Here is a 22872-nt window from a genome sequence, read left to right on the forward strand (position 1 = left end):
TTATTTTAATGTGTAGCGTTCTGAACGCTTTTCTAACATCTGTTGTACGATTGATAATAAGAAACAAATAACCCAATAAATAAGACCTGCTTCAAAATAAACAATTAAAAACTCATAGTTCATTGCCGCAATTTCCTGCGCTTTTCGGAACATTTCTGTTACTAAAATTAACGATGCTAATGAAGTATCCTTCACTAAGCTAATAAATGTATTCGAAAGCGGCGGAATTGATACGCGCGTTGCTTGCGGTAAAATAACACGTTTTAATGCTTGCGGGTATGTCATCCCAATTGTATAAGCTGCTTCCCACTGTCCTTTAGGAATTGAAAGGATAGAAGCACGAATAATTTCAGATGCATACGCACCAACATTTAATGAAAATCCAATAACTGCTGCTGTATACGGCTCAACTTCAATATTAAGAGTTGGAAGACCATAGAAAATAATAAATAACTGTACAAGAAGTGGCGTTCCGCGAATGATAGATACATAGATACGAGCAATCCATTGTAAAATACGACTACCTGAAATACGCGCGAGCGCTGTTAACGTCGCCAGTATAATTCCGATAATGAATGTAATAAGCGTTAATGGAATTGTCGTAAAGACAGCTTCCTTCAGCATAGGCATGAAGGAAGACTGCATAATATCTATCCAAGTAGACAATCGATCTGAAACCAATGCACTACTTAGATACATTTTCACCGAACCATTTTTTCGCTATTTTGTCGTACGTACCATCTTTTTTCATATCTTCTAACGCTTTATCAACTTCTTGTACAAGCTTATCGCTACCTTTACGGAATAAGAATCCACTTTGTGAAGCTTCTTTTTCTGTATCTACAATTTTAATTTTTGCATCTTTTTTCGTTTCTAAGTAGTTTAATACTGATAACTTATCATTAATTGTGAAATCAACACGGCCAGTGTTTAATAATTCTGCCGCTTGGCTAAAGCCTTCTACGTTAGTAATTTCCGCACCATTTTTCTTAGCAATATCTGCATAGTTACTTGTTAAAGATTGCGCTGCTTTTAACCCTTTTACATCAGCAAATGTAGCAGGTTTATCTTTATCTTTTGCAATAACTAATACTGCTGAAGATGAAACGTATGGTTTAGAGAAATCATATTTCTTTTGACGATCTTCACGAATACCAACTTCGTTCGCAACCATATCGAAACGCTTCGCATCTAAACCAGCAAGTAAGCTATCCCATTGTGTTTCTTTAAATACAGGTTTTACACCTAAACGTTTTGCAACTTCTTCTGCTAATTCAACGTCAAATCCAGTTAATTTATTGCTTGAATCGTGGAACGTAAATGGTGGATATGTACCTTCTGTACCAATTACAAGTTCACCGCTTTGTTTAATCTTTTGTAATGCGTCTTGACTAACTGTATCTTTTTTCTCTTCTTTACCGCAGCCGGCTACAATCCCGATCGCTAATGTAGTTACTGCAAGCACTGAAAATAATTTTTTCATGATGGTAATCCTCCAAGTATTCTGATAGGAATTTAAAAACTATATTGATTGTATGCAATCTTGAACAATTTTTCAATGAAAATGTTCTTATTTAGTTTATCCTTTTTCTTCATAATCAAACAAAATGGAAAAATAACGCTACATACAAAAAATAAGTAACATTTTTTAATATAGCATTAATTGTAGGAAAGGTAAAATAATACTTCTTATTATGTACCTTTATCGCCGACATTTTGCCAACAAAAAAGAACTTGCGACAATCGCAAGTTCTTCCCCGCATTAAGCGCTCTGGTTTCCTTCCATTTGCGTTTTGTACATATCGTAATAACGGCCACGCTTTTTCATTAATTCATCATGAGAGCCTTTTTCTAAGATTGTTCCTCTATCGAGTACAATAATTTGATCCGCACTTTTAATTGTTGAAAGACGGTGAGCGATAATAAACGTCGTTCTCCCTTTTTTCACAACTTCTAGCGCTTGTTGAATCATTGCCTCTGTCTCTGTATCAATACTAGATGTTGCTTCATCTAAAATTAAAATGGCTGGATCAAAAGCCAGTGCCCTAGCAAACGATATAAGCTGGCGTTCTCCGGTTGAAAGTGTACTTCCTTTCTCCGTAATTTCTTCGTTTATATTGTTCGCAAACCTTTCCGCACCCACATCACGTAATGCTTTTACGATGCGATCTTTTGAAATTTTTTCGTTCTCTAAGCTTACATTGGAAGCGACCGTCCCGCTAAATAAAAACGGATCTTGTAATACGATTCCCATATGCTCACGAGTTGCTTGTTTCGGCATTTCTTTTACATCGTGACCGTCAATTGTAAGCTTCCCTTTTTCAAACTCATAAAATTGAAAGAGTACATTCATAATGGAACTTTTTCCTGATCCAGTATGACCGACAAGTGCTACTGTCTCGCCTTGTTTCGCTTCAAAAGAAATATTTTTTAGCACTTCATCTTTTCCATTATAAGAAAACGAAACATTATCAAACTTCACATTTCCTTGTAAGCGAGGCATGCGTTCTTCTTCCACTGCCTCTCCCTTTTCCTCTAGCAATTCGAAGACACGCTCTGACGCAACGCGCGATTGTTCTAAGTTAGCAAGCTGATTTACCATATTTGTAATTGGTGAGAACAATCTCGTTAAATAATCGACGAACGCATACAGTATCCCTAGAGAAATGATGCCTGAAGCACTTAATGAAGCTCCCCCGAAATACCAAATCACACCTGTGAAAGCGATATTTCGTAATACAGACACTAAGTTATGCGAAGTTGCTGCATTTAAATTTAAAATTTTATTTTGATACTTAAAATAATCGCCATTTAATTCTTCAAACTCTTTTTTCGTTTCACGCTCTTGACGGAACGTTTGAATAATTGGCATCCCTTGAATCGATTCATTCACTGTACCGTTAATATCGGATAAACGTGAACGCATTTTATGATTGTATACAGATGCATACTTTCTATATAAAATCGCCCAAACAATTAAAATCGGGATAATTAATAAACAGAACGACGTAAGTTTCACATCGAGTAAAAATAGCGCTGCAAATATCCCGATAATATAAATGAAACTAGAGACGAATGTCGCAAACACTGTTACGTATAAATCCCGAATCGCCTCTGTATCATTCGTTACACGCGAAACGATTTTCCCTGCTGGTAAATGATCAAAGTACTTGATCGGTAACGTTTGAATATGAGAGAAGACGTCTTCCCTCATAATTTGAATAATTTTGTTTGCTGCCTTCTGCAAGAAAAACTGCTTTCCATATGCAAATAATGACACAATTACTAATAGAGCAAAATAGCCTCCACCAAGTAACAGTAGGGGGTTTATTTCTGGCTTATAAAACGCAAACACTTCTTCCTTCGTTAATGCTTTCGCTTTATACACTTGCACCGCCTTACCATTTTGAATGGTAATCATATCCCCTTTCACAGAACGTGTTCCTTCAATATTCACTTTATTTGGTACAAAGTAATATTGAAAACCGACTTGCATCACGCGTACTTCTTTTCCTTTTTTCTCACCTTGTTCAAAGCGATCACTTCGCTTATAATAGGCGCCATTATATGCAACAGCATCTTCACTCTTTTCTGTCTCATACCAAGATTTTTCTATCGCGACGATATGATCGTCAATCATCGTTTTAGCGACGAACGGACCGGCAAGCTCAGCGATAACAAAAATAAATAACATCGCCATCGCTGCAAAAATCGTCCCTTTTACTTTCATCGCATATTGAAACAATCGTTTTGAAACACTCATATTTTCACCCCACTATCCGCACTTTCATTTTCACCTTGTTGTCTTTCAAACTGCTCAGCATACCAGCCTCCGTTTCGAAGTAACTGGTCATGCGTGCCTTCTTCCATAACTTCGCCGTCATCCATAACGAGAATCCAATCTGCATGTTGTACGGCAGATAAACGGTGCGTCGTAATAATCGTCGTCTTTCCGCTTCTTTCCGTTCTTATATTTTCAATGATCGCCGCTTCCGTACGAGCATCGACAGCTGATAACGAATCGTCCAAAATTAATATTTCTGGATTTTGAATAACCGCTCTCGCAATCGAAATCCTTTGCTTTTGCCCTCCTGATAACGAAACACCTTTCTCTCCAACGAGCGTTTCTAATCCTTCTGGTAAAAACTCTAAGTCTTTTGTAAACGCAGCAATTTCAATGGCTTTCTCGAGCTCTTCTTCAGTCGCTTCCCTGTTTCCAAATAAAATATTTTCCCTCGCTGTTTTTGAGAATAAAATGTGCTCCTGAGGTACATATCCAATCCACCCGAGTACATTATCACTCGTCATTTTATCTAATGTCACATCAGAAACTGCAATATCCCCTTCTCCAAGCGGATATTGACGAAGAAGCTGACGTACAAGCGTCGTTTTTCCGCTTCCTGTTTTTCCGACAACCCCTAGCGTTTCTCCTTGTTTTAATGTAAAAGAAACCTTTTTTAAATTTTCTTCAGCTGATGAAGGATAGGAAAAAGAAACTTCATCAAACTGAATATAATCAGGATCTTGTACAAGCTTTGGATTTTTCGGATTCTTTACATCTGGTTCATATGCTAACGTTTCATTCACACGATCTAACGAAGCATTTCCTCTTTGCATAACATTAATTAATTCGCCAATTGCAAACATCGGCCAAATCATCATCCCTAAATACACGTTAAAGGAAACGAGCTCGCCAAGTGTCACCTTTGATTGAAATACAAGGTATGCACCGTACACTAAACCAATTAAATAACTAAGACCGACAAGCATTTTCACAGTTGGTTGGAATAACGCATCGATTCTTGCTACCTTCATATTCTTTTCGTAGACGTCATCTCCTAAATGATGAAATCTTTCCTGATCTGCGTTCTCTTGTACGTATGCACGAATCACGCGCACGCCAGCAATTGATTCAAGTACTTTATCATTCATATCACCGAACGCATCTTGCGCAACTGTAAACCTTTCATGCAATTTCTTTCCATATATATTCATCGCATATGCCATAATTGGCAGCGGTATAAGGGCCGCTAATGTAAGCTCCCAACTTATTGTAAATCCCATCATAAAAACGATTGTAAGCATATATAAACTAGAATCTACAAGCGTTAATATACCAAAACCAGCTGTCATAGCGATTGCTTTTAAATCGTTTGTTGCTCTCGCCATTAAATCGCCAGTACGATTTTTTTGATAAAACGTCGGTGTCATCTTGAGTAAATGCCCCATAAATTTCGAGCGCATCGTCTTCTCAAGTACGAATGCACCTCCAAACAATTGATGCTGCCAAACAAAAGTAAGACCATATCCAACTATCGTAACTCCTATTAAAATAAGAATAGACTCCATAATTGCTGCATTCGTTAACGTTCCTGTTTTTATATTATCAATCGTAACCCCTAGTACTTTTGGGGGAATGACTTCAACTATATTTACAATTAAAAGCGCACCAATTGCGATACTATATCTCTTCCAATGCTCCTTAAAAAACCATCTTAACTTTAGTAATACTGAAAACAATGTAACCTCTCCCTTCTCGTTTTCGTTTCACTCTCATTTCTTTATCCGCTATCCAAACCAATCACATTTACATTTCGTAACCCATACAATCTCATCACATTTTTCCACCTTCCAAATTTCAGTTTTATAGTAACCATACAAAGTATGGAAACAAGCAAATTGGACAAAAAAAAGCATACCGTCGCTTGACGATATGCACAAGAATGCATAAAAGCGTACGTTACGATATACGCAACGTACGCTTTTTATAAGACAAAAATGCCCTATATATCCGTACGGGTTGCGTAATGATATGAATGTTTTCCGTTATTTAACAGAGCTAAGCCCATTACATTTACGATTACAATCATTACGCACACCCCTTTCATTTATTTTCCATTTATAATCTTATAACTTCTTTGAGTATTCTGTCAATTATTTTTTTGCAAATTGAAGAAAATAGATACCAATCACGATAAAATGAAGAGGATTTATGACGAGATAAAGCAGTTTGAAATAAGGGAATCTTCTGTAAGAAAGGGCATACAAAATAAAAAAAGAATAAGAAATCGTTTTCACAAACATTTCATTTGAAAAATATTATCAAACCCCCTACAATCACCTTATACTCACTCTTACAAGTTGCTATTTTAGGAGGACTAATCATGACAACTAGCAATACGTACAAATTTTATTTAAACGGAGAATGGAGAGAAAGCTCTTCAGGACAAACAATCGACATTCCATCTCCATACTTACACGAAGTAATTGGTCAAGTACAAGCAATTACTCGCGGAGAAGTAGATGAAGCAATTGCTTCTGCAAAAGAAGCTCAAAAATCATGGGCTGAAGCTTCTCTACAAGATCGCGCAAAATATTTATATAAATGGGCTGATGAGCTCGTAAATATGCAAGATGAAATTGCCGATATTATTATGAAAGAAGTCGGTAAAGGATATAAAGATGCGAAGAAAGAAGTTGTTCGTACAGCTGATTTCATTCGTTACACAATTGAAGAAGCTCTACATATGCACGGAGAAAGCATGATGGGCGATAGCTTCCCTGGCGGAACAAAATCAAAACTTGCGATTATCCAACGTGCACCACTTGGTGTTGTATTAGCAATCGCACCGTTTAACTACCCAGTAAACTTATCTGCTGCAAAACTTGCACCAGCATTAATTATGGGTAACGCTGTTATTTTCAAACCAGCAACTCAAGGTGCAATTAGCGGTATTAAAATGGTTGAAGCACTTCATAAAGCTGGCCTTCCAAAAGGTCTTGTAAACGTAGCTACAGGACGCGGTTCTGTAATTGGTGACTACTTAGTAGAACACGAAGGTATCAATATGGTATCGTTCACAGGTGGTACAAACACAGGTAAACATTTAGCGAAAAAAGCTTCAATGATTCCACTTGTACTAGAACTTGGTGGGAAAGACCCTGGTATCGTTCGTGAAGATGCTGACTTACAAGATGCTGCAAACCATATCGTAAGCGGTGCATTCTCTTACTCTGGTCAACGTTGTACAGCTATTAAACGTGTACTTGTACACGAAAACGTAGCGGACGAGCTTGTTGAATTAGTAAAAGCGCAAGTAGCTAAACTATCAATTGGATCTCCAGAACAAGACAGCACAATCGTTCCATTAATTGACGATAAATCTGCTGACTTCGTTCAAGGCTTAGTTGACGACGCTGTAGAAAAAGGTGCTACGATCGTTATCGGTAACAAACGTGAGCGTAACTTAATTTACCCAACATTAATCGACCACGTAACTGAAGAAATGAAAGTTGCTTGGGAAGAGCCATTTGGCCCAATCCTTCCAATCATCCGCGTTTCTTCAGATGAGCAAGCAATTGAAATTGCTAACAAATCAGAGTTCGGCTTACAAGCAAGTGTCTTCACAAAAGACATTAACAAAGCATTTGCAATTGCTAACAAAATCGAAACTGGTTCTGTTCAAATTAACGGACGCACAGAGCGCGGCCCTGACCACTTCCCATTCATCGGTGTAAAAGGTTCAGGTATGGGCGCACAAGGTATTCGTAAGAGCCTTGAGTCTATGACACGTGAAAAAGTAACTGTATTGAACTTAGTTTAATCTTATATAGAAGCTGATCTAGTTTTAGATCAGCTTCTTTTTATTTCACGAGTTGTTTTTCCATAGGTAAATTCACACATTCTACAGAAATTTCATATCCTAGCCAACGCTCAGCAATATGTTCAAATGATAAAACAGAGCCTGTTGTAAAAAATCGATGCTTCGGATTCAAATTGTCAGACAGGATTCCTTTGTGCTGTAAAATTGTGCTTAATTCTATCGCTGTTTCTTCTGCAGAACTAATAATCGTTACATCTTCTCCTAGTTCCTTTTTTATATAGGACTCTAAAAGTGGATAATGCGTACACCCAAGAATTAACGTATCTATATCTTCTTTCGTTAATGGCAGTAAAGCTTGTTTCACTTGCTGCGTTACATATGCTGTATCTTCTAATTGATTTTCTACAACTGTAGCTAAAGTCGGGCACGCGTGACTATGCACTTCCAAATATGTATCAAGCTCGTGTAATGCTTTTTCGTACATATTAGACTGTATCGTACCTACAGTTCCAATTACTCCGATTTCCCCTTTCTTTGTCACTTTAATTGCCGCTCTTGCTCCCGGATGTATAACGCCAATAACCGGAATAGACAGTGCTTCTTGCAGCGCAGTCAATGCAGCAGCTGCAGCAGTATTACATGCTACCACTAGCACTTTTAACGGAAACTGTTTGAGGAACTCAACCATTTCAAATACGAAAGATTGTACCTCTTCTACACTTCTTGGCCCATACGGACAACGCTCATTATCACCAATATAATAAATGCTCTCTTTAGGCAATTGTCTTATAATTTCACTCGCAACTGTTAATCCCCCAACTCCCGAATCTAGCACACCTATTACTGAATGTTTATGACATACAGACATATACTTCATCCCCTTCTCAATCTTCTAGCGTCAATAACATTTATTATATTATGAAAATTCAATATTACATAATAATCCCTCTCTCTTTTAATCACAAACTCTTCTCTATAATCTGATTATTACTATATCCATTGACGTATAAAAATACATTTGTTACTCTTAAATACGTTAATTTAATATTTAAATCCTCATTCGTATCTCGGTGAGGTAGAGGTTGCAGTCATTAAGAGTATCATTTCAGGAGATGTAGTGGCATTGATGAAGAAATGAGAAAGGAATGATTGCCGAAGTAAGTCGTGTCCACCATGCACACTTGCTGGGTCTGCATTTAATAAGTGCAGAACTGTCACAAACGTTTCGTTTGTGGAGAGCTATCGAGAGGTATGTCGTGGGTTTCTTATAAGATAGAAAGCATGTAGCGGCAGATTACGTGCTTTTTTTGTTTTGTTTGGGACTTCTCTTCTCTAATCGGAAGACATACATATCTCCTCGCTTGACTTGGTTATACTAACTTTGGAGGTATTTTCTATGCAACAAAAAAAATGGGGCTTTTGGGTACTAACAGCTTTCGTTGTCGGTAATATGGTTGGCGCTGGAATTTTCATGGTGCCAAGTACGTTGGCACAAACAGCAAGCCCTCTCGGTGTCACTTTAGCTTGGTTAACAACAGGGTTTGGTGTTTTAATGCTAGCTCTTGTTTTCGGTAATTTAGCAATTCGTCGTCCTGATTTAACGACAGGACCACAAAGTCATGCATATGCTTTATTCTCAACACCAAAAAAGAAAAAAATGGCTGGTTTCAGTATGGTATGGGGATATTGGGTTGCAAACTGGGCAAGTAACGTTGCCATTATTACATCTTTCGCGGGATATTTATCACTCTTCTTCCCAATTATGAAAGATACACGACTACTATTTTCAATCGGTTCGTTTAACATAGAAGTCGGAAAACTAATTACATTTACGATTTGTTCCATCTTACTTTGGGGAACTCATATTATATTAACTAATGGTGTAAGCGGAGCTGGAAAGCTAAACTTCTTAGCAACAACAACGAAAGTAACTGGATTCCTTTTATTTATCGTCGTTACGTTATTTGCATTCGAAGCTTCTAAGTTTGGACAATGGTACACACCGATGATTGATAAATCAGGTGTATCACACGGCCTTCTTTCACAAGTAAATTTAGCTGCTCTTACAACGCTTTGGGCGTTTATCGGAATTGAATCAGCCGTTCTTTTATCAAACCGGGCTGTTTCTCCAAAAACGGTAAAACGGGCAACAGTTGCGGGATTACTTATTACAGTTGCAATTTACTTAGGAATTACAATTTTAACAATGGGTGTCCTTCACGTTGATACATTACAAGCTTCTGAACGTCCGTTAGCAGATGCACTAAATGCTGCAATGGGTCATGGCGGCGGGAAACTGATGGCATTGCTTGCTCTTACTTCCCTGTTCGGTTCTATCTTAGGCTGGATTTTATTAAGCTCAGAAGTACCGTATCAAGCAGCAAAAGAAGGTTTCTTCCCTTCCTTCTTCACGAAAACAAATAAAAAAGGGAGTCCAATTTATTCATTACGATTAACAAACATTATGTCGCAAGTGTTCCTATTCTCAACATTATCAGGAACCATTGCGGAAGCTTATACATTCGTTATTACCGTATCAACACTGGCCTACCTCATTCCATATCTCGTTTCACCGATCTTCCAGTTAAAACTAGTCGCAACTGGTGAAACGTATAAAAATGAAATGCGGGCAAGAATTACGGATGGTATAGTCGCAGTTATTGCACTTTGCTACGCACTATGGGTTATTAAAACGGGCGCATCCGATATAAAAACGTTCCTTCTCGGAATTGGTTTATTCGTAATCGGCTTTGCCTTCTATCCATTAATGAATCGTGATCAGAAAAAAAATAACGAAAAGAAAAACGGGCAAGTTGCATAACGCAATTTGCTCGTTTTTTCTTTTGTAAAACATATATAATAGAACAAAGAGGTGAAAAACATGTCAATTGAATCACTATGGAGCAGTCGCTTCCAACAACATATGCAAAACATCATTACATACTTTGCACGTATGATTAACGGTTTATTATATAGCTTTATCTTTATTTCATGCGTTGGTGCATACTACTATGCTCAGTTTCTAAAAGCATCTCCTTCTAAAGGAATATCTTTACTACTCATCACGATTGTACTTACATTCATTATAACGAGATGCCCGATCCGTACATTTATTCAAAAACCTGATGCTGTCTATTTGCTTGCATTAGAAGAGAAACTAACATCTTATTTTAAAAAATCTCTTCTATATAATTACATCATTCAGATTTTCCCATTATTATTTACGTTCCTTATTCTCGTTCCGCTTGCTATGCAATCATTACAATTAACTGTACCGTTCTTATGTACAATCTTTATCGTTTTAATGATTACGAAAGCTTGGAACCTGTACATATATTGGATGTGGCGTGATAGCCATGAAAAAAACATATGGTTCATTATTCGTATTGCTTGTAACGCCCTAATCATTTACATGCTATTTTACTCGGCACATGTTCTCATATTAGGCGGATTGCTCTTACTACTTGCTTTCCTACTTCTATATACGAAAAAACAGCCTACAAAACGAATACCGTGGGATTACATAATCGAGCAAGAAGAAAAAATGGTTGTTCGCTTTTATCAATTTGCTAGCATCTTTACTGATGTTCCGCAACTTAATAAGCAAGTAAACAAAAGAAAATGGCTTACAAATTGGATTGAACCTTTATTACATAAAAAGCGAGCAACTTTCTTCTATTTACATACACTAGCATTTTTACGCGGGAATGATTATTTCGGTATATATATTCGCTTAGGGTTGATTGGTGCCTTCGCCTTATATTTTATACCAAACACATACGTAAAAGGCGCTATCGCATATATCGTCCTATATATGATTTCTATGCAGCTTCGTTCCCTGTGGAAATATTTTTCGGGAAATATTATTGTAGCATTGTATCCAATTGATACTGAAAAACGAATGAATCAATTTCTTCGCTTAATCTTTATATTACTAAGCATTCAACTCATTGTATTTTCGAGTGTTATACTCATTGCTACAGGACAATTACTACATACCTTGATTATTATGATAATCGGGGTAATCTGGATTAAATTTATTATTGTACCAAAAACGAAGCAACGTGTTTCTTCGTTTTAACGAAAAGAATTATCTTAAAAGCCAAGGAGAAAATAAATTATCTCCTTGGCTTTTTTATTTTTCTTCCTCAAACAACCGATATTTTATGATTTTTACATACAAAAACGATAATACATGTTTACGTCCTAATAAAAAGGGTATTTATTAAATTAACAGGGCAAAGGAACTGGAGGGAATGAAAAAACATGAATTAAAGTTTCACTTTATAAAAGGCATTGCTCAAGGATGATTCTGGAACCGATACTATAATATAAGGAGCTGACTGGAATGAGTAAAAAAATTGCTATTTTAATAACGGATTATTTCGAGGACACAGAATACACAGAGCCAGTGGAATCTTTTAAGCAAAAGGGATATGAATTAACAACTATTGAAATGGAAAAAGGTAAAACGGTACACGGTAAGCAAAGAAAAAGTGAAGTCGTAATTGATAAAAGTATTGATGATGTTTCTCCAGAGAACTTTGATGCCCTCTTCATACCGGGCGGATTTTCCCCAGATATACTTCGTGCAGATGAGCGTTTTGTTCGCTTTAGCAAAACATTTATGGATGCGGAAAAACCCGTTTTCGCTATTTGTCACGGACCTCAGCTACTCATCACTGCACAAACACTTGAAGGACGCGATGTGACTGGATATAAATCCATTGAGGTCGATTTGAAAAATGCTGGCGGAAACTTTCATGATAAAGAAGTAGTCGTATGCCAAAATCAGCTAGTCACAAGTAGACAACCGGAAGACATCCCCGCTTTTATTGAAGAATCGTTGCGTATATTAGGATAGCTACTTTGGTTAACCTCTTTTATTTGTATGAAAAACAAAATGTAATCAGTGGGGGATTTTTTTCATCCCCCACTGATTATTAGTTCACACTAATCGCGTGTTTATGGGCAACCCGACTCCCACAAATACACCTCTTATCTCACTCTAAAATTCCCAATCACTATTCATAGGCAGTTCTCATATAGTGAAAATGACTATATAATTCCTATCCATAAGTTAAATCATGATTTTACACATATATAAATACAAAAGATGGGAGCCTAACTATGAACAATACTCCACCTTCAACGCCCCCAAATCCAACGGAAACGAATAATAATGAAGTGAGCTTACAAACGTTACGCGTCATTGGGCTTATTGTACTGATTAGTGGCTACATATTAGTAGCGCTTTCTGAAGTAGGAACGTTAAAAAATCTTTTACTACAGCCGAATACCACTCCAAATTTAGCTGAAGTTGATCCGTTTTAAAAATGGTATAAAAAGCGCTCCTCATTATAACTGGTTCGCTTTTTATATCGTTTCACTTTACCCGATCTGAGAAACCTTCCCTTCATCTTGATATTTCTCTTTCCCTATCGCCTTCATAAATAATAAAATACTGCTCATACCAACAATAAAGTACAGAGCACTCATGCCCCAAGATGCAATAAATGAACCTAACATAACACCTAATGCCCCGTTCATTTTCGCCATTTGAAAGACCATCCCGTTAATCGCCATATAAGAACCTCTTGCCTCATCCGGCACCATATCCGCCATAATAGATTGACGAACCGGCACATACATTATCTCTCCTACCGTTTGGAAAAGCCCAGCAATTAATAAAATCGATAAGCTATTGCTCGTTCCGAGTATTGTAAATCCAATTGTATAAATGAATAAACCTACATATAAGATTTTCAAATCGTTGAAGCTTTTCAGCATTTTAATAAGGAGTGCCGAACATAACACAACTAAAATTGTATTCTCTGCTGAAATCCAGCTCATCATTCGAATACCTGTTAAATCAAACGTAACACCATTCCCAAAGAAAAAGTGCACCGTTTCAAATTCCTGCTGCAAACGTACTCCTAAATAATTATTAACCTGAAACTCTAAAGATAATGTACATATACTTGCTGCACAAAAAATTAAAAACGCTTTATCTTTCATTACAACTTTATAACTATCTGCCATATCTTTTAAGACATTTTTCTTCTCTACTGTTTTTCTCGCTACATACACCTCTTCCATATATACAGCCATTACATATAAAGTAATAATGGCAACAAGTGTTAATACGATAAACAATTGTAATCTATAGTTTTCAAATAGTAGTCCTCCAAATATCGCTCCAATTGCAATGGATAAATTAATCGCCCAGTAGTTAATGCTGTACATCACTTTTCGATTTTCCGGTGTACTCACATCAATTAACATCGCCTCTGTCGCAGGATTCATAAGACCAGATCCTAAACTATTCACTAACATAAAGATAAATGTTAGCCACGGTGAATCTACATAATCTGAATTTGCAATCCCCATACAAGCGATTGAAATGACTTGTATACTTTGACCGATAATCATTACTTTTTTACGACCAAGTCGATCCCCAACATATCCACCGTATAAACCAATTACTAATGAAGCTATTACATTAATAAGTAGTAACGCACCAGCAATTGCACTACCTAATTTTATTGAAAAATAAATCGCCATAAATGGAAAAATCATCGTGGATACAGTACGTGTTAAAAACGAAGTTATAATTCTAATTTTTATATTTCGATGCATACTCCAAAACCCCATTGTTTCCCCCTCCTTATGCTTACTTATTTTACTTTGAAAAAAAGGAAGAAAAAGGTTAGAATATTCTAAAGAGTTTCCCCTTTTATAATAGAAGGAAGTGTATATATGAAAATTATGGACTATTACATTAGACTAAGACTACATGCACAAGATCAACAAAATATTCGAAATAGCTTACAAGAATTAGCGGATGTTTTATATTGCAGTACGAAAAACGTAAAGATTTTATTAAAGAAAATGAGCGAGGAGCAATTAATTAACTGGACTCCAGGGCGAGGCCGCGGGAATAAAACGGAAATTCTATTTATACATAATTTCGTAGAAGCGATTGAGTCCTATACAGATGAACTGTTAGCGCAAGAAAAATTAAAAGATATCTTTCTTCTTTTAAAAGAACCCCTACCCCTTGCACTTCAAAAAAAGATAGAAAATAAACTACATCATCATTTTGGATACGAACCTTCAAATGATATGTACGACATATTAAAGATTCCTATGTCGAGAAAGATATTTCCATTAGATCCGGCTTTTGTGGCTGTAACTACAGAGAGCCATCTTACGAGTCAAATTTTTGATACGTTAGTCGTTTATAACGATGTTACTGAAAAAATGGAACCACACATTGCGCATACGTGGGAATTAAGTGAAGACAGGCTTACGTGGACTTTTTATTTACGAAAGGATGTATATTTTCATAACGAAACAGTTTTAACTTCTAAAGATGTACGATTTTCATTTGAAAGACTAAAAGAAATTCACTCTCCTTTCGAATGGTTAACAGAAGAAATTGTTCAAATTGAAACACCATCACCATTGCAAATTCGATTCCATTTAGCAAAACCAAATTTATTTTTCTTACACTATGTAAGTTCCATACAACTAGCAATTTTGCCACATGATGCTAGTATTGAAAATCATCATTATATAGGTACTGGACCTTTCAAACTTGCTCATTACTCTGAAGATAATATCGTGTTCGAGGCGTTCACTCATTATTTTAAAGAGCGCGCGTTATTAGACCGTATTGAATTTTGGGGTATTCCTGATCATGTACAAATCGATGCTGATTATGAACTACCAAATGAAGAAGAAAATGAAAGGCATAATATACAAATAGAAGAAATAGGTTGTATTTATGCTAGCTTCAACTTAAAAAAAACCGGTCCTCATCATGACATGTACTTTCGAAAGGCTTGGAGAGAACTATATGATGTTGAAACGATAATTCGTAGCATAGAAGGTAGACGAACAATTGCTGCATCAAGCTTTTTCCCTGAAAGAAGTCGCCAAGTTCCTAATAGGTCCTACTCTTTAGAAAAAGCGAAAGAGTATTTGAAAAAGAGTACCTATAATGGAGAAACGATACATATTTATTTCTTCGCATTTAAAGACAGTGCAAATGACGCACATTTCCTAAAAGAACGTTGCGAACAATTAGGAATACGCGTAGAACTTCACCCATTTCTCGTTTCAGATTATATGGATTGTTCTATCGATAAACATGCCGATATTATTTTCATGGGAGAAGTGTTTGCTGCTGATCATGAACTCGCATTCTTAAATGTGTTTAAAAATAAAAGTTGCTTCGTAAATCGATTTATGGACCCACACTATGAAAAACAAATTAACTGTTTGCTAGATACATTTTTACTAGAGGAAAATAAAGAAAAGCGTTATGAGCTCATGTATGAGATTGAAGAGTTTTTACAAGCAGAACACATCATTTTATTTAACTATCACGTTTTAAAAAGAAAAACATATCCTTCTGCTTTAAAAAACGTAACGATTGATTCATTCGGTTGGGCAAATTTTGCAAAGTTATGGATACAGCCATCCATGTCTTAAAATGTGAGTCATTATAAAAGGAGAGGAACTATGAAACGCAACCTAGAAAAAAGACTTTCCTATCTATACACAGGTGAGTTATTTTCAGTCATTACTTTTATCTTCACAAGTTACTTACTTAATTATGCTTATCCTACATTACATTTATATTCCCTATATTCTTTTTGGGTCTCATTTCTTCTTTTAGAGTTTATCTTATTACAAGGAGTAATTTACTGGTACGTAAAGTGGAAACGACTAAAAAAAGAGAAAACATCTGTTACGCCCATTAGGATGATTCAATATTTAAAAATACTTAAAAAGATAAATATAGCATTAATTATCACGGGATTTATTACGTTTACTATTGATTTTGTAATTTGGTATCCCCACTTACCTTTAGGTGGGCTATCATTCACCCTATTTATTTATATTTTTGCATTACTTGAGTACATTAACTATTATCATACTCAGCTTTCATACGATAACATCTCTGATATGAAACATTTAATCAAATCAAAAAAACTAAAGCAGTCCTGTATAAGTAAAGATTTTCAACGTATTTCATAAAAGAGAAGGTACTACATCCTTAGTAGTACCTTCTTCACATACAAATATAAACTATTATTTAATTACTTCATCTAAGTGATCTTTCAAGTTTAATAAAAACTGCTCAATATCCGGATTCTTCACCACATCATAACAAGCAAAACTCTGTAACGGACTCATACCGAGAAACTTCTGCACACGGTGTAAATGACTAAGCGTAGATTCTAAACTTTCTCCTTCAAAAAACTTCGTCTTATCTCCAAATGCTTTTTCAGGTGCATTCCAAGTTGTAGAAAACATATATTGCTTCTCTTTTAGTAAACCACCTGTTCCATATTCATCAGCACCTTTAAAGAACAAACCGTATTCATACACTTCATCCATATATTTTTTAAATAGTCCCGGTACACTAAACCAATAAATTGGTGTTTGATAAATCACAACATCCGCCCATAAAAACTTCTCTTGCTCTTCTTTAATACTATAGCCATCTTGAATCGTTGTTGTTTTCACATGATGATTCTCGCTTAATACCGTTACCATATAATCAACTAACGTTCTATTTAATCGTCCTTCTTTCGTACCGTATTTCTCATGTCCATTTATTATAAAAATATTTTTCATCGCTTTTCTCTCCCCTATATAATCTACTCTTCAGCTATTAAGCCCAGTTGCTGCTTTAGCGTAAGATTATCTTCTAAATGCCAATCTTCCGTTATCATTCCGTCTTTCACATGCAAAATATCAATGGCGAAAAAATTGATTTTCTTATCATTATGCGTTCCTGTAAAAGAAAGACGAGCTGTTACTTTATCACCAACGACTAATAAATCTTCAATCTCGCAATGTATATCAGGAACGACTTTACGAAAATTTTGCGCCGCAACCTTTAATCCTTCAGTGCCTTGCGGACGACCTTTCGGTAATGTATTATCAAAGAAATTTTCCGTAACAGTCTGCGGAATAAGCTCCTCTTTACCTGTATCCCAAAATGCGTAAAAACGCTGCGCTGCATGAACCATTTCTGTCGCTTCCTTTTTACTTAATGAAGAATCAATTGTCATTGCTTTTGGCTTTGGCATTTCTTTTAATAACTGAATTTCAGTTTTTTCTTCCACGCCGCATGCTACAAGTACAATACAAACAACAAACAAACTAAGGAACATAAACAATTTTTTCATACTCATGGAAATCACCTCCTCTTCATCTAAACCCTTTTTATTTCATATTGCTATTGTATATGCACTAACTTCCTTTATGGAAGTAGTGATATTTTTTTCATATAGTTACCAAAAGTATAGTTTTGTGATACTATAAAGCAAATTCATTCAAAAAATTTTTATGGAGGCTAGTTCCATGAACAATATAGATTCAGTTGTATTAACGAAAGGTTTACCTGGCATACCTTGTCCTATCGCTAAAACGCTTGACGTAATCAGTACAAAATGGACGTTTTTAATCATTCGTGACCTTCTTATTGAAGGAACTTTACGTTTTAGTGATTTACAAAAATCAATGGACGGCATTAGCCCAAAAACATTATCGCTTCGCCTAAAAGAATTGGAAGCACAAGGGATTATAACGCGAAAAGTATATCCAGAAGTTCCGCCCCGCGTAGAGTACACTTTAACGGATAAAGGAAAGCAATTAGAGGGGATTTTTATTGAATTAAAGCGGTTTGGATTAAGTTTATAAACGAAAAGCCCCTTACCATACAAATAGTAAGAGGCTTTTCATTATTCACTACATTACTTCGCAAAACTTTCAGCTAGCTGTTTCTCTCTCCACATAAATGTAATGCCGAGACCAACGATTAAAACAACTCCTGAAAATGCATATGGATAATGAATATTCATATCAAATAATATTCCGCCCATAGCAGGTCCTGCGATATTTCCTAAACTCGTATACGTTGAGTTCATACCAGCAACAAATCCTTGCTCTTTTCCAGCTGCTTTTGATAAAAACGTCGTTAAAGCCGGACGAAGTAAATCAAATGCTAGGAAAATGAAGCAAGTAACGAGCAGTACAACCCAATAATTAAAGACTACAGTTGAAACGAAGGCTAACACTGCCCCCACAATTAAACATATTTGAATTAACACTTTTTCACCAAACATGTCAACTAATTTTCCAAACATAAATACTTGCACAACTACCCCAAAGATTGAACTAATTGTAATAATTGCAGCAATATCTTTCGGCGTGAAACCAAATTTATGATCAGAAAACAGACTAAACACAGTTTCATATGCCGATAAACCGAATGCAAGTACAAATACGATAATAAATGCGATTGCATACATTGGGTTTAATGATTTCTTTAAATCTCCAATAAAGCTTGATTCTTTCGTATTAGAAGAAATTTCTGCAAGCTCTTCTTTCGTTAACGGTTCTTTTAAAATAAAGATCGAAATCACACATGCTACAAAAGCAATCACTGCTGCCACAAAGAACGGCACACGTATTCCGTATTCTGCAATAAACCCGCCGATTCCAGGCCCTATAATAAATCCAGTGCTAATAGCTGCTGAAAGATAACCCATCGCCTTTGGTCGTTCCTGAATCGATGTAATATCCGCAACATATGCTGTAACTCCCGGCATAATAAACGCAGCACTAACTCCGCCTAACACCCTCGCTACATAAAGCATCCACACATCTTTTCCTAATCCAAAAAGAAGCTCTGAAACACCAAAAATAAATAATCCAATGATTATCATTTTCTTCCTACCGTAAAGATCGACCCAACGACCTGTAATTGGTGAAGTTATGAGCTGAGCCATTGCAAACACTGCAACGAGATAGCCCATCGTTTTACCTGTTAAATTCATATCATTCATAAAGGACGGCATAACCGGAATGATTAACCCAATCCCTAAAAAAGCGATAAATATATTGCTTAAAAGAATGACCAATACCATCTTTTGTTCTTTTATCGGTTTCTTCACTTTTTAACACCTCTTCCCGTAAGTTCCTCTCAAAAATAATGCCCAAGAAACTTTTTCTTTATCCTGCTATTTGTGGGCTAATAATGAGTGGAGATACCCCCACTCATTAAAGTTTCACTTTATCCTTCCACACATACACAAATACAGGGTGAATGACTATCATTCAGTTTTTCGTAGAAATGAACCTATCCTCTTAAGATAGGTTCACCTAACTGTTTTGTCCCCATTAATGCGGGCTAATAATCAGCAGGGAATGCCCTACCAATTAAAGTTTCCCTTTATTTCTTTATATGTAGTGCATGTATTAAAAAATCTAGTACTTCTGCCTTTTGAAGCTCCACTTGCTCATCATCTTTATGATCGTATAAATAAACTTGTTCCGCTGCTGATTCAACAAGAGCGATAAATAACTTGGCTGTTCGCTCTGCGTGAACCGAATCACGAATTTCACCAGCTTCTTTTGCCTCGCTTAAAAATTCGCTTAGCCACATATAAAGAGGCTCATATACAGCTTCCCATTCTTTTATATGTTCAGTAGATGCAAGACCCGCATACATTAATGCTTGTATTTCACGATATTCAGCTATAAAGTTAAACACTGCATCTATTACTTGCTCAACTTTACTTGAAAAAGATGCATCGTTCTGTACTTTTTCTTTCACTGCAAGTATCATCTTCTCAACCATCACTTCTGCTATTGCAGGCATAACAGATAGCTTAGAAGGAAAATATAAATAGAAAGTTCCTTGTGCAATGCCAGCCAATTTCACGATATCAGAAATCTTCGTTTTTTCAACGCCCTTTTCCTGAAACACTTCAATAGCTGCATAGACAATTTTTTCTTTTTTATTCATCATCTAAACCCTTTCAAACACATATTGAATGACTGTCACTCATTTTATAAAATAACTAGCTGTACTGTCAATCATCATGTACTTTCATAATAAAAATCTCCCAACAGATCGTTAGGAGATTTAGCTTTACTATCCTTTTCTTATGAAAGGGCCTTTAATCCTGTAACTCCACATACGATAAGAGCTACGCTAATCAAACGTGCCTTACTTTTCGATTCACCAAACAGAAACATATTTAATAAAACTGCGCCTGCTGTTCCAATACCAATCCAAACCGCATAAGCCACACTTACTTGTAAAAACAAGAAAGAAGTGTATAAGAATGCGAAGGAAGTTGCAAATCCACCTATATAAATCGCTCCATTTGCTAACGTCTTATCTTTACTATACATTTTAAGACCTATCACACCTACTATTTCACTAATTGCGGCACAAAATACGAAAATCCAACCCATTTTTAAGCAGCTCCTTTCACAATTTCTTCCGCGGTTTCTTCTTTATTATCAGCCAGTTTTAAACCGATAACACCCGCTACGACCATCACGATAAAGAATAGTTTCCCTACACTGAAACTGCCGCCGAAAAGGAATACATCCATTAGGAAAGTACCTACCGTACCAGCTCCGGCAAACACAGCATATACAGTCCCTGTTGCAAGATGTTCGCACGCTTTAGAAAGAAAATGAAAATCAACAGCAATAACTCCTACAATAACGACCCAATGCCACCAAGTATGGGCTGTATTAAAACCAAACACCCAAAATATTTCAAAGATACATGTTAATATCACATATAACCAAGCTTTATTTTTCATACTTACCACCTCTTATGACTGACTATCATTCATTTTGTTTTAAAAAAATATAATCTTTACTACTATATAAAAATAACTATCATCCTCATTTATTATTATATTTGTTCCGTTATAAAACTAACTACATTCAAAAATGATTTGATGTACTTTTAACATCCTTAATCAATGAATTCTCATCTTGCCTAACCTTCTTGTGTGCATCAAAAAATATATTATTAGCACCCTTTCAAAAGTTAAAATGACTGAATGTCATTCATTACTATTGTATGTGAACAATTCACAATATGTCAACCGTGAATTTTTATAATGAATATGGATAGAAAAAATACTAATAAATATGTTACGAATCTTCTATGGGAGTTTATTTTTCTTGGTTTGATGGGCATGTGATGGTGTCTTTTCTTTTTTCTAAACGAGAGTTTTGACTTAAAAAAGATAAATTCCCAATGGATTATTGCCATGAATATATGGATAAAGTTCATCAATATATTTATAAAAAGGAGGAATTCAAATGAGGAGAGATGATAGTAAGATTGGTCACTTTACATCTGAAAAAGGAAGGGAAGACTTTCAAACTGCCTACGATGAATCAATGGCACTTCTTCCAAATCCTAACGATACGAAGGATATAAAAACTAAATATGGCACAATTCGTGCTTATTACTTTACTAAAGAAGAAAACCAACATAAGGAACCAATACTCTTACTCCCTGGGCGTGGTGCATCTACTCCAATGTGGGTACCTAATTTAGAAGGACTAAGGGAGAAAAGGCCCGTTTACACGATAGATTTACTCGGTGAACCTGGAATGAGTGTGCAAACGAAGGTGATTGAAAACCAAAAGCAACAAGCAGAATGGTTAAATGAAGTAATTGAAGGATTAGGTTTAGAAAAAGTTCATATCGTAGGTGTCTCCATTGGAGGTTGGACAACAATGAATTTGGCCAGATATAATCCAGAGCATATTGCTACGGCTAGTTTATTAGACCCAGTCTTTGTATTTGCGCAAATGCCCATAAAGATGATTCTTGCATCTATCCCAGCTTCCGTCCCTATTGTACCCAAGTTTATAAGAGAAAAGATGTTAAGCTATGTATCTAGAGGAGCAAAAACAAATGACGATGAGCCTATCGCTAAATTAATCGAGTCAGGTATGCGCAACTATAAACTTAGAACGCCAGCGCCTGATCTATTTAGTAAAGAAGACTTAAAAAATATCAATGTTCCAGTGCTTGCATTAATGGCTGAAAAAAGTACAATGCACAATTCAGTAAAAGCAGTTGAAACTGGGAAAAAATACGTTAAAGATATCGATATAGTTAACTGGAAAAATGCATCTCACGCAATCAATGGTGAGTTCTCTAACGAAGTTAATGCTAGAATCCTTGATTTTGTAGAAAAACATTCTAATGACAACTAAGTTGAAAGTGGAAAATATGTTGTAATAACAACTTTATCTCTATATAGCTATTTAAGAGAATTCAGCTCATTTTTTCATTTTGGGATATTTGCTTTTCTTAACTTGATGGTTATGTGGTGGTACCCCACATCCATCAACTTAAGGATTTAGACTATTTTTGAAGTTAAAAGCACGTTACTATTTTCTTATGTTAATGAGAAAG

At 35.9% G+C, this 22872-nt stretch carries 21 protein-coding genes and 1 riboswitch; of the genes, 9 read left to right on the plus strand and 12 right to left on the minus strand.

The annotated features are described in order from the left end of the window. The 4 genes from JDS81_RS10290 to JDS81_RS10305 form a co-directional block, all read right to left on the minus strand. Positions 1 to 699 (minus strand): amino acid ABC transporter permease, encoded by a 699-nt coding sequence (locus JDS81_RS10290; RefSeq protein WP_000281495.1) that lies wholly within the window; start codon positions 697 to 699, stop codon positions 1 to 3. Further along, positions 686 to 1483 carry an amino acid ABC transporter substrate-binding protein gene (locus JDS81_RS10295; RefSeq protein ID WP_097955129.1) on the minus strand — a complete coding sequence of 266 codons (798 nt, stop codon included), beginning with the start codon at positions 1481 to 1483 and terminating at the stop codon, positions 686 to 688. Before JDS81_RS10295 ends, JDS81_RS10290 begins: the two co-directional genes overlap by 14 nt. Positions 1484 to 1762: 279 nt before the next feature. Further along, the gene (locus tag JDS81_RS10300; RefSeq protein ID WP_097955131.1) at positions 1763 to 3763 is read right to left on the minus strand and encodes an ABC transporter ATP-binding protein; all 2001 of its coding nucleotides are present in this window, start codon (positions 3761 to 3763) and stop codon (positions 1763 to 1765) included. Continuing rightward, positions 3760 to 5520 carry an ABC transporter ATP-binding protein gene (locus tag JDS81_RS10305; protein ID WP_000493209.1) on the minus strand — a complete coding sequence of 587 codons (1761 nt, stop codon included), beginning with the start codon at positions 5518 to 5520 and terminating at the stop codon, positions 3760 to 3762. Before JDS81_RS10305 ends, JDS81_RS10300 begins: the two co-directional genes overlap by 4 nt. 644 nt (positions 5521 to 6164) lie before the next feature. Between JDS81_RS10305 and gapN the strand changes: the two genes are divergently transcribed. Then, positions 6165 to 7604, plus strand: a complete 1440-nt coding sequence (gapN, locus tag JDS81_RS10310; RefSeq protein ID WP_097955132.1) for an NADP-dependent glyceraldehyde-3-phosphate dehydrogenase — start codon at positions 6165 to 6167, stop codon at positions 7602 to 7604. Positions 7605 to 7644: 40 nt separating this feature from the next. Here the strand turns inward: gapN and racE are convergent, their stop codons facing one another. Continuing rightward, positions 7645 to 8472, minus strand: coding sequence for a glutamate racemase (racE, locus tag JDS81_RS10315; protein WP_199688511.1), 828 nt, complete (start codon positions 8470 to 8472; stop codon positions 7645 to 7647). A gap of 200 nt (positions 8473 to 8672) precedes the next feature. After that, positions 8673 to 8854: riboswitch (Lysine riboswitch) on the plus strand. 146 nt (positions 8855 to 9000) lie between these two features. On the opposite strand from racE, the gene JDS81_RS10320 reads away from it, so the two are divergent. The 4 genes from JDS81_RS10320 (at position 9001) to JDS81_RS10335 (ending at position 12938) form a co-directional block, all read left to right on the plus strand. Continuing rightward, a complete protein-coding gene (locus JDS81_RS10320; RefSeq protein WP_001186296.1) occupies positions 9001 to 10425 on the plus strand; it encodes an amino acid permease in 1425 nt (474 codons plus the stop codon). Between the two features lie 60 nt (positions 10426 to 10485). Further along, entirely contained in the window at positions 10486 to 11685 is a 1200-nt protein-coding gene (locus JDS81_RS10325) for an ABC transporter permease (protein ID WP_097955134.1), read from the plus strand. A gap of 267 nt (positions 11686 to 11952) precedes the next feature. Further along, the gene (locus JDS81_RS10330; RefSeq protein WP_097854839.1) at positions 11953 to 12468 is read left to right on the plus strand and encodes a type 1 glutamine amidotransferase domain-containing protein; all 516 of its coding nucleotides are present in this window, start codon (positions 11953 to 11955) and stop codon (positions 12466 to 12468) included. A gap of 266 nt (positions 12469 to 12734) precedes the next feature. Next, complete coding sequence (locus JDS81_RS10335; protein ID WP_001066489.1) at positions 12735 to 12938, plus strand: hypothetical protein; 204 nt, start codon at positions 12735 to 12737, stop codon at positions 12936 to 12938. Positions 12939 to 12995: 57 nt separating this feature from the next. On the opposite strand, the gene JDS81_RS10340 is transcribed toward JDS81_RS10335, so the two are convergent. Beyond that, positions 12996 to 14258: an MDR family MFS transporter gene (locus tag JDS81_RS10340; protein ID WP_000508190.1), complete on the minus strand. Its 1263-nt coding sequence runs from the start codon at positions 14256 to 14258 to the stop codon at positions 12996 to 12998. Positions 14259 to 14363: 105 nt separating this feature from the next. Between JDS81_RS10340 and JDS81_RS10345 the strand changes: the two genes are divergently transcribed. Continuing rightward, a complete protein-coding gene (locus JDS81_RS10345; RefSeq protein WP_097955135.1) occupies positions 14364 to 16103 on the plus strand; it encodes an SgrR family transcriptional regulator in 1740 nt (579 codons plus the stop codon). Positions 16104 to 16133: 30 nt separating this feature from the next. Beyond that, on the plus strand, positions 16134 to 16652 hold the full coding sequence (locus JDS81_RS10350; RefSeq protein WP_000827930.1) for a hypothetical protein: 519 nt from the start codon (positions 16134 to 16136) through the stop codon (positions 16650 to 16652). Positions 16653 to 16706: 54 nt separating this feature from the next. Here the strand turns inward: JDS81_RS10350 and JDS81_RS10355 are convergent, their stop codons facing one another. Together JDS81_RS10355 and JDS81_RS10360 are read right to left on the minus strand one after the other, a co-directional pair. Next, the gene (locus JDS81_RS10355) at positions 16707 to 17255 is read right to left on the minus strand and encodes an NAD(P)H-dependent oxidoreductase (RefSeq protein WP_097955137.1); all 549 of its coding nucleotides are present in this window, start codon (positions 17253 to 17255) and stop codon (positions 16707 to 16709) included. Positions 17256 to 17278: 23 nt separating this feature from the next. Next, positions 17279 to 17818: an ester cyclase gene (locus JDS81_RS10360; protein ID WP_097955138.1), complete on the minus strand. Its 540-nt coding sequence runs from the start codon at positions 17816 to 17818 to the stop codon at positions 17279 to 17281. Between the two features lie 169 nt (positions 17819 to 17987). Between JDS81_RS10360 and JDS81_RS10365 the strand changes: the two genes are divergently transcribed. Next, entirely contained in the window at positions 17988 to 18326 is a 339-nt protein-coding gene (locus JDS81_RS10365) for a winged helix-turn-helix transcriptional regulator (RefSeq protein ID WP_001059478.1), read from the plus strand. Between the two features lie 53 nt (positions 18327 to 18379). Here JDS81_RS10365 and JDS81_RS10370 read toward each other — a convergent pair whose 3' ends face one another. The 4 genes from JDS81_RS10370 to JDS81_RS10385 all read right to left on the minus strand — a co-directional run bounded on the left by JDS81_RS10370 (position 18380) and on the right by JDS81_RS10385 (position 21250). Next, positions 18380 to 19582, minus strand: coding sequence for an MFS transporter (locus JDS81_RS10370; RefSeq protein WP_000742966.1), 1203 nt, complete (start codon positions 19580 to 19582; stop codon positions 18380 to 18382). A gap of 278 nt (positions 19583 to 19860) precedes the next feature. Then, positions 19861 to 20439 (minus strand): TetR/AcrR family transcriptional regulator, encoded by a 579-nt coding sequence (locus JDS81_RS10375; RefSeq protein WP_002038002.1) that lies wholly within the window; start codon positions 20437 to 20439, stop codon positions 19861 to 19863. A 137-nt stretch (positions 20440 to 20576) separates the two neighbouring features. After that, positions 20577 to 20891, minus strand: a complete 315-nt coding sequence (locus tag JDS81_RS10380) for a DMT family transporter (RefSeq protein ID WP_000539702.1) — start codon at positions 20889 to 20891, stop codon at positions 20577 to 20579. Between the two features lie 2 nt (positions 20892 to 20893). Then, the gene (locus tag JDS81_RS10385; RefSeq protein WP_000790623.1) at positions 20894 to 21250 is read right to left on the minus strand and encodes a DMT family transporter; all 357 of its coding nucleotides are present in this window, start codon (positions 21248 to 21250) and stop codon (positions 20894 to 20896) included. A gap of 511 nt (positions 21251 to 21761) precedes the next feature. Between JDS81_RS10385 and JDS81_RS10390 the strand changes: the two genes are divergently transcribed. Then, complete coding sequence (locus tag JDS81_RS10390) at positions 21762 to 22670, plus strand: alpha/beta fold hydrolase (protein WP_097955140.1); 909 nt, start codon at positions 21762 to 21764, stop codon at positions 22668 to 22670. Positions 22671 to 22872: the final 202 nt, after the last annotated feature.

This window comes from Bacillus cereus group sp. N31, assembly GCF_016483245.1.
Lineage (GTDB): Bacteria > Bacillota > Bacilli > Bacillales > Bacillaceae_G > Bacillus_A > Bacillus_A toyonensis.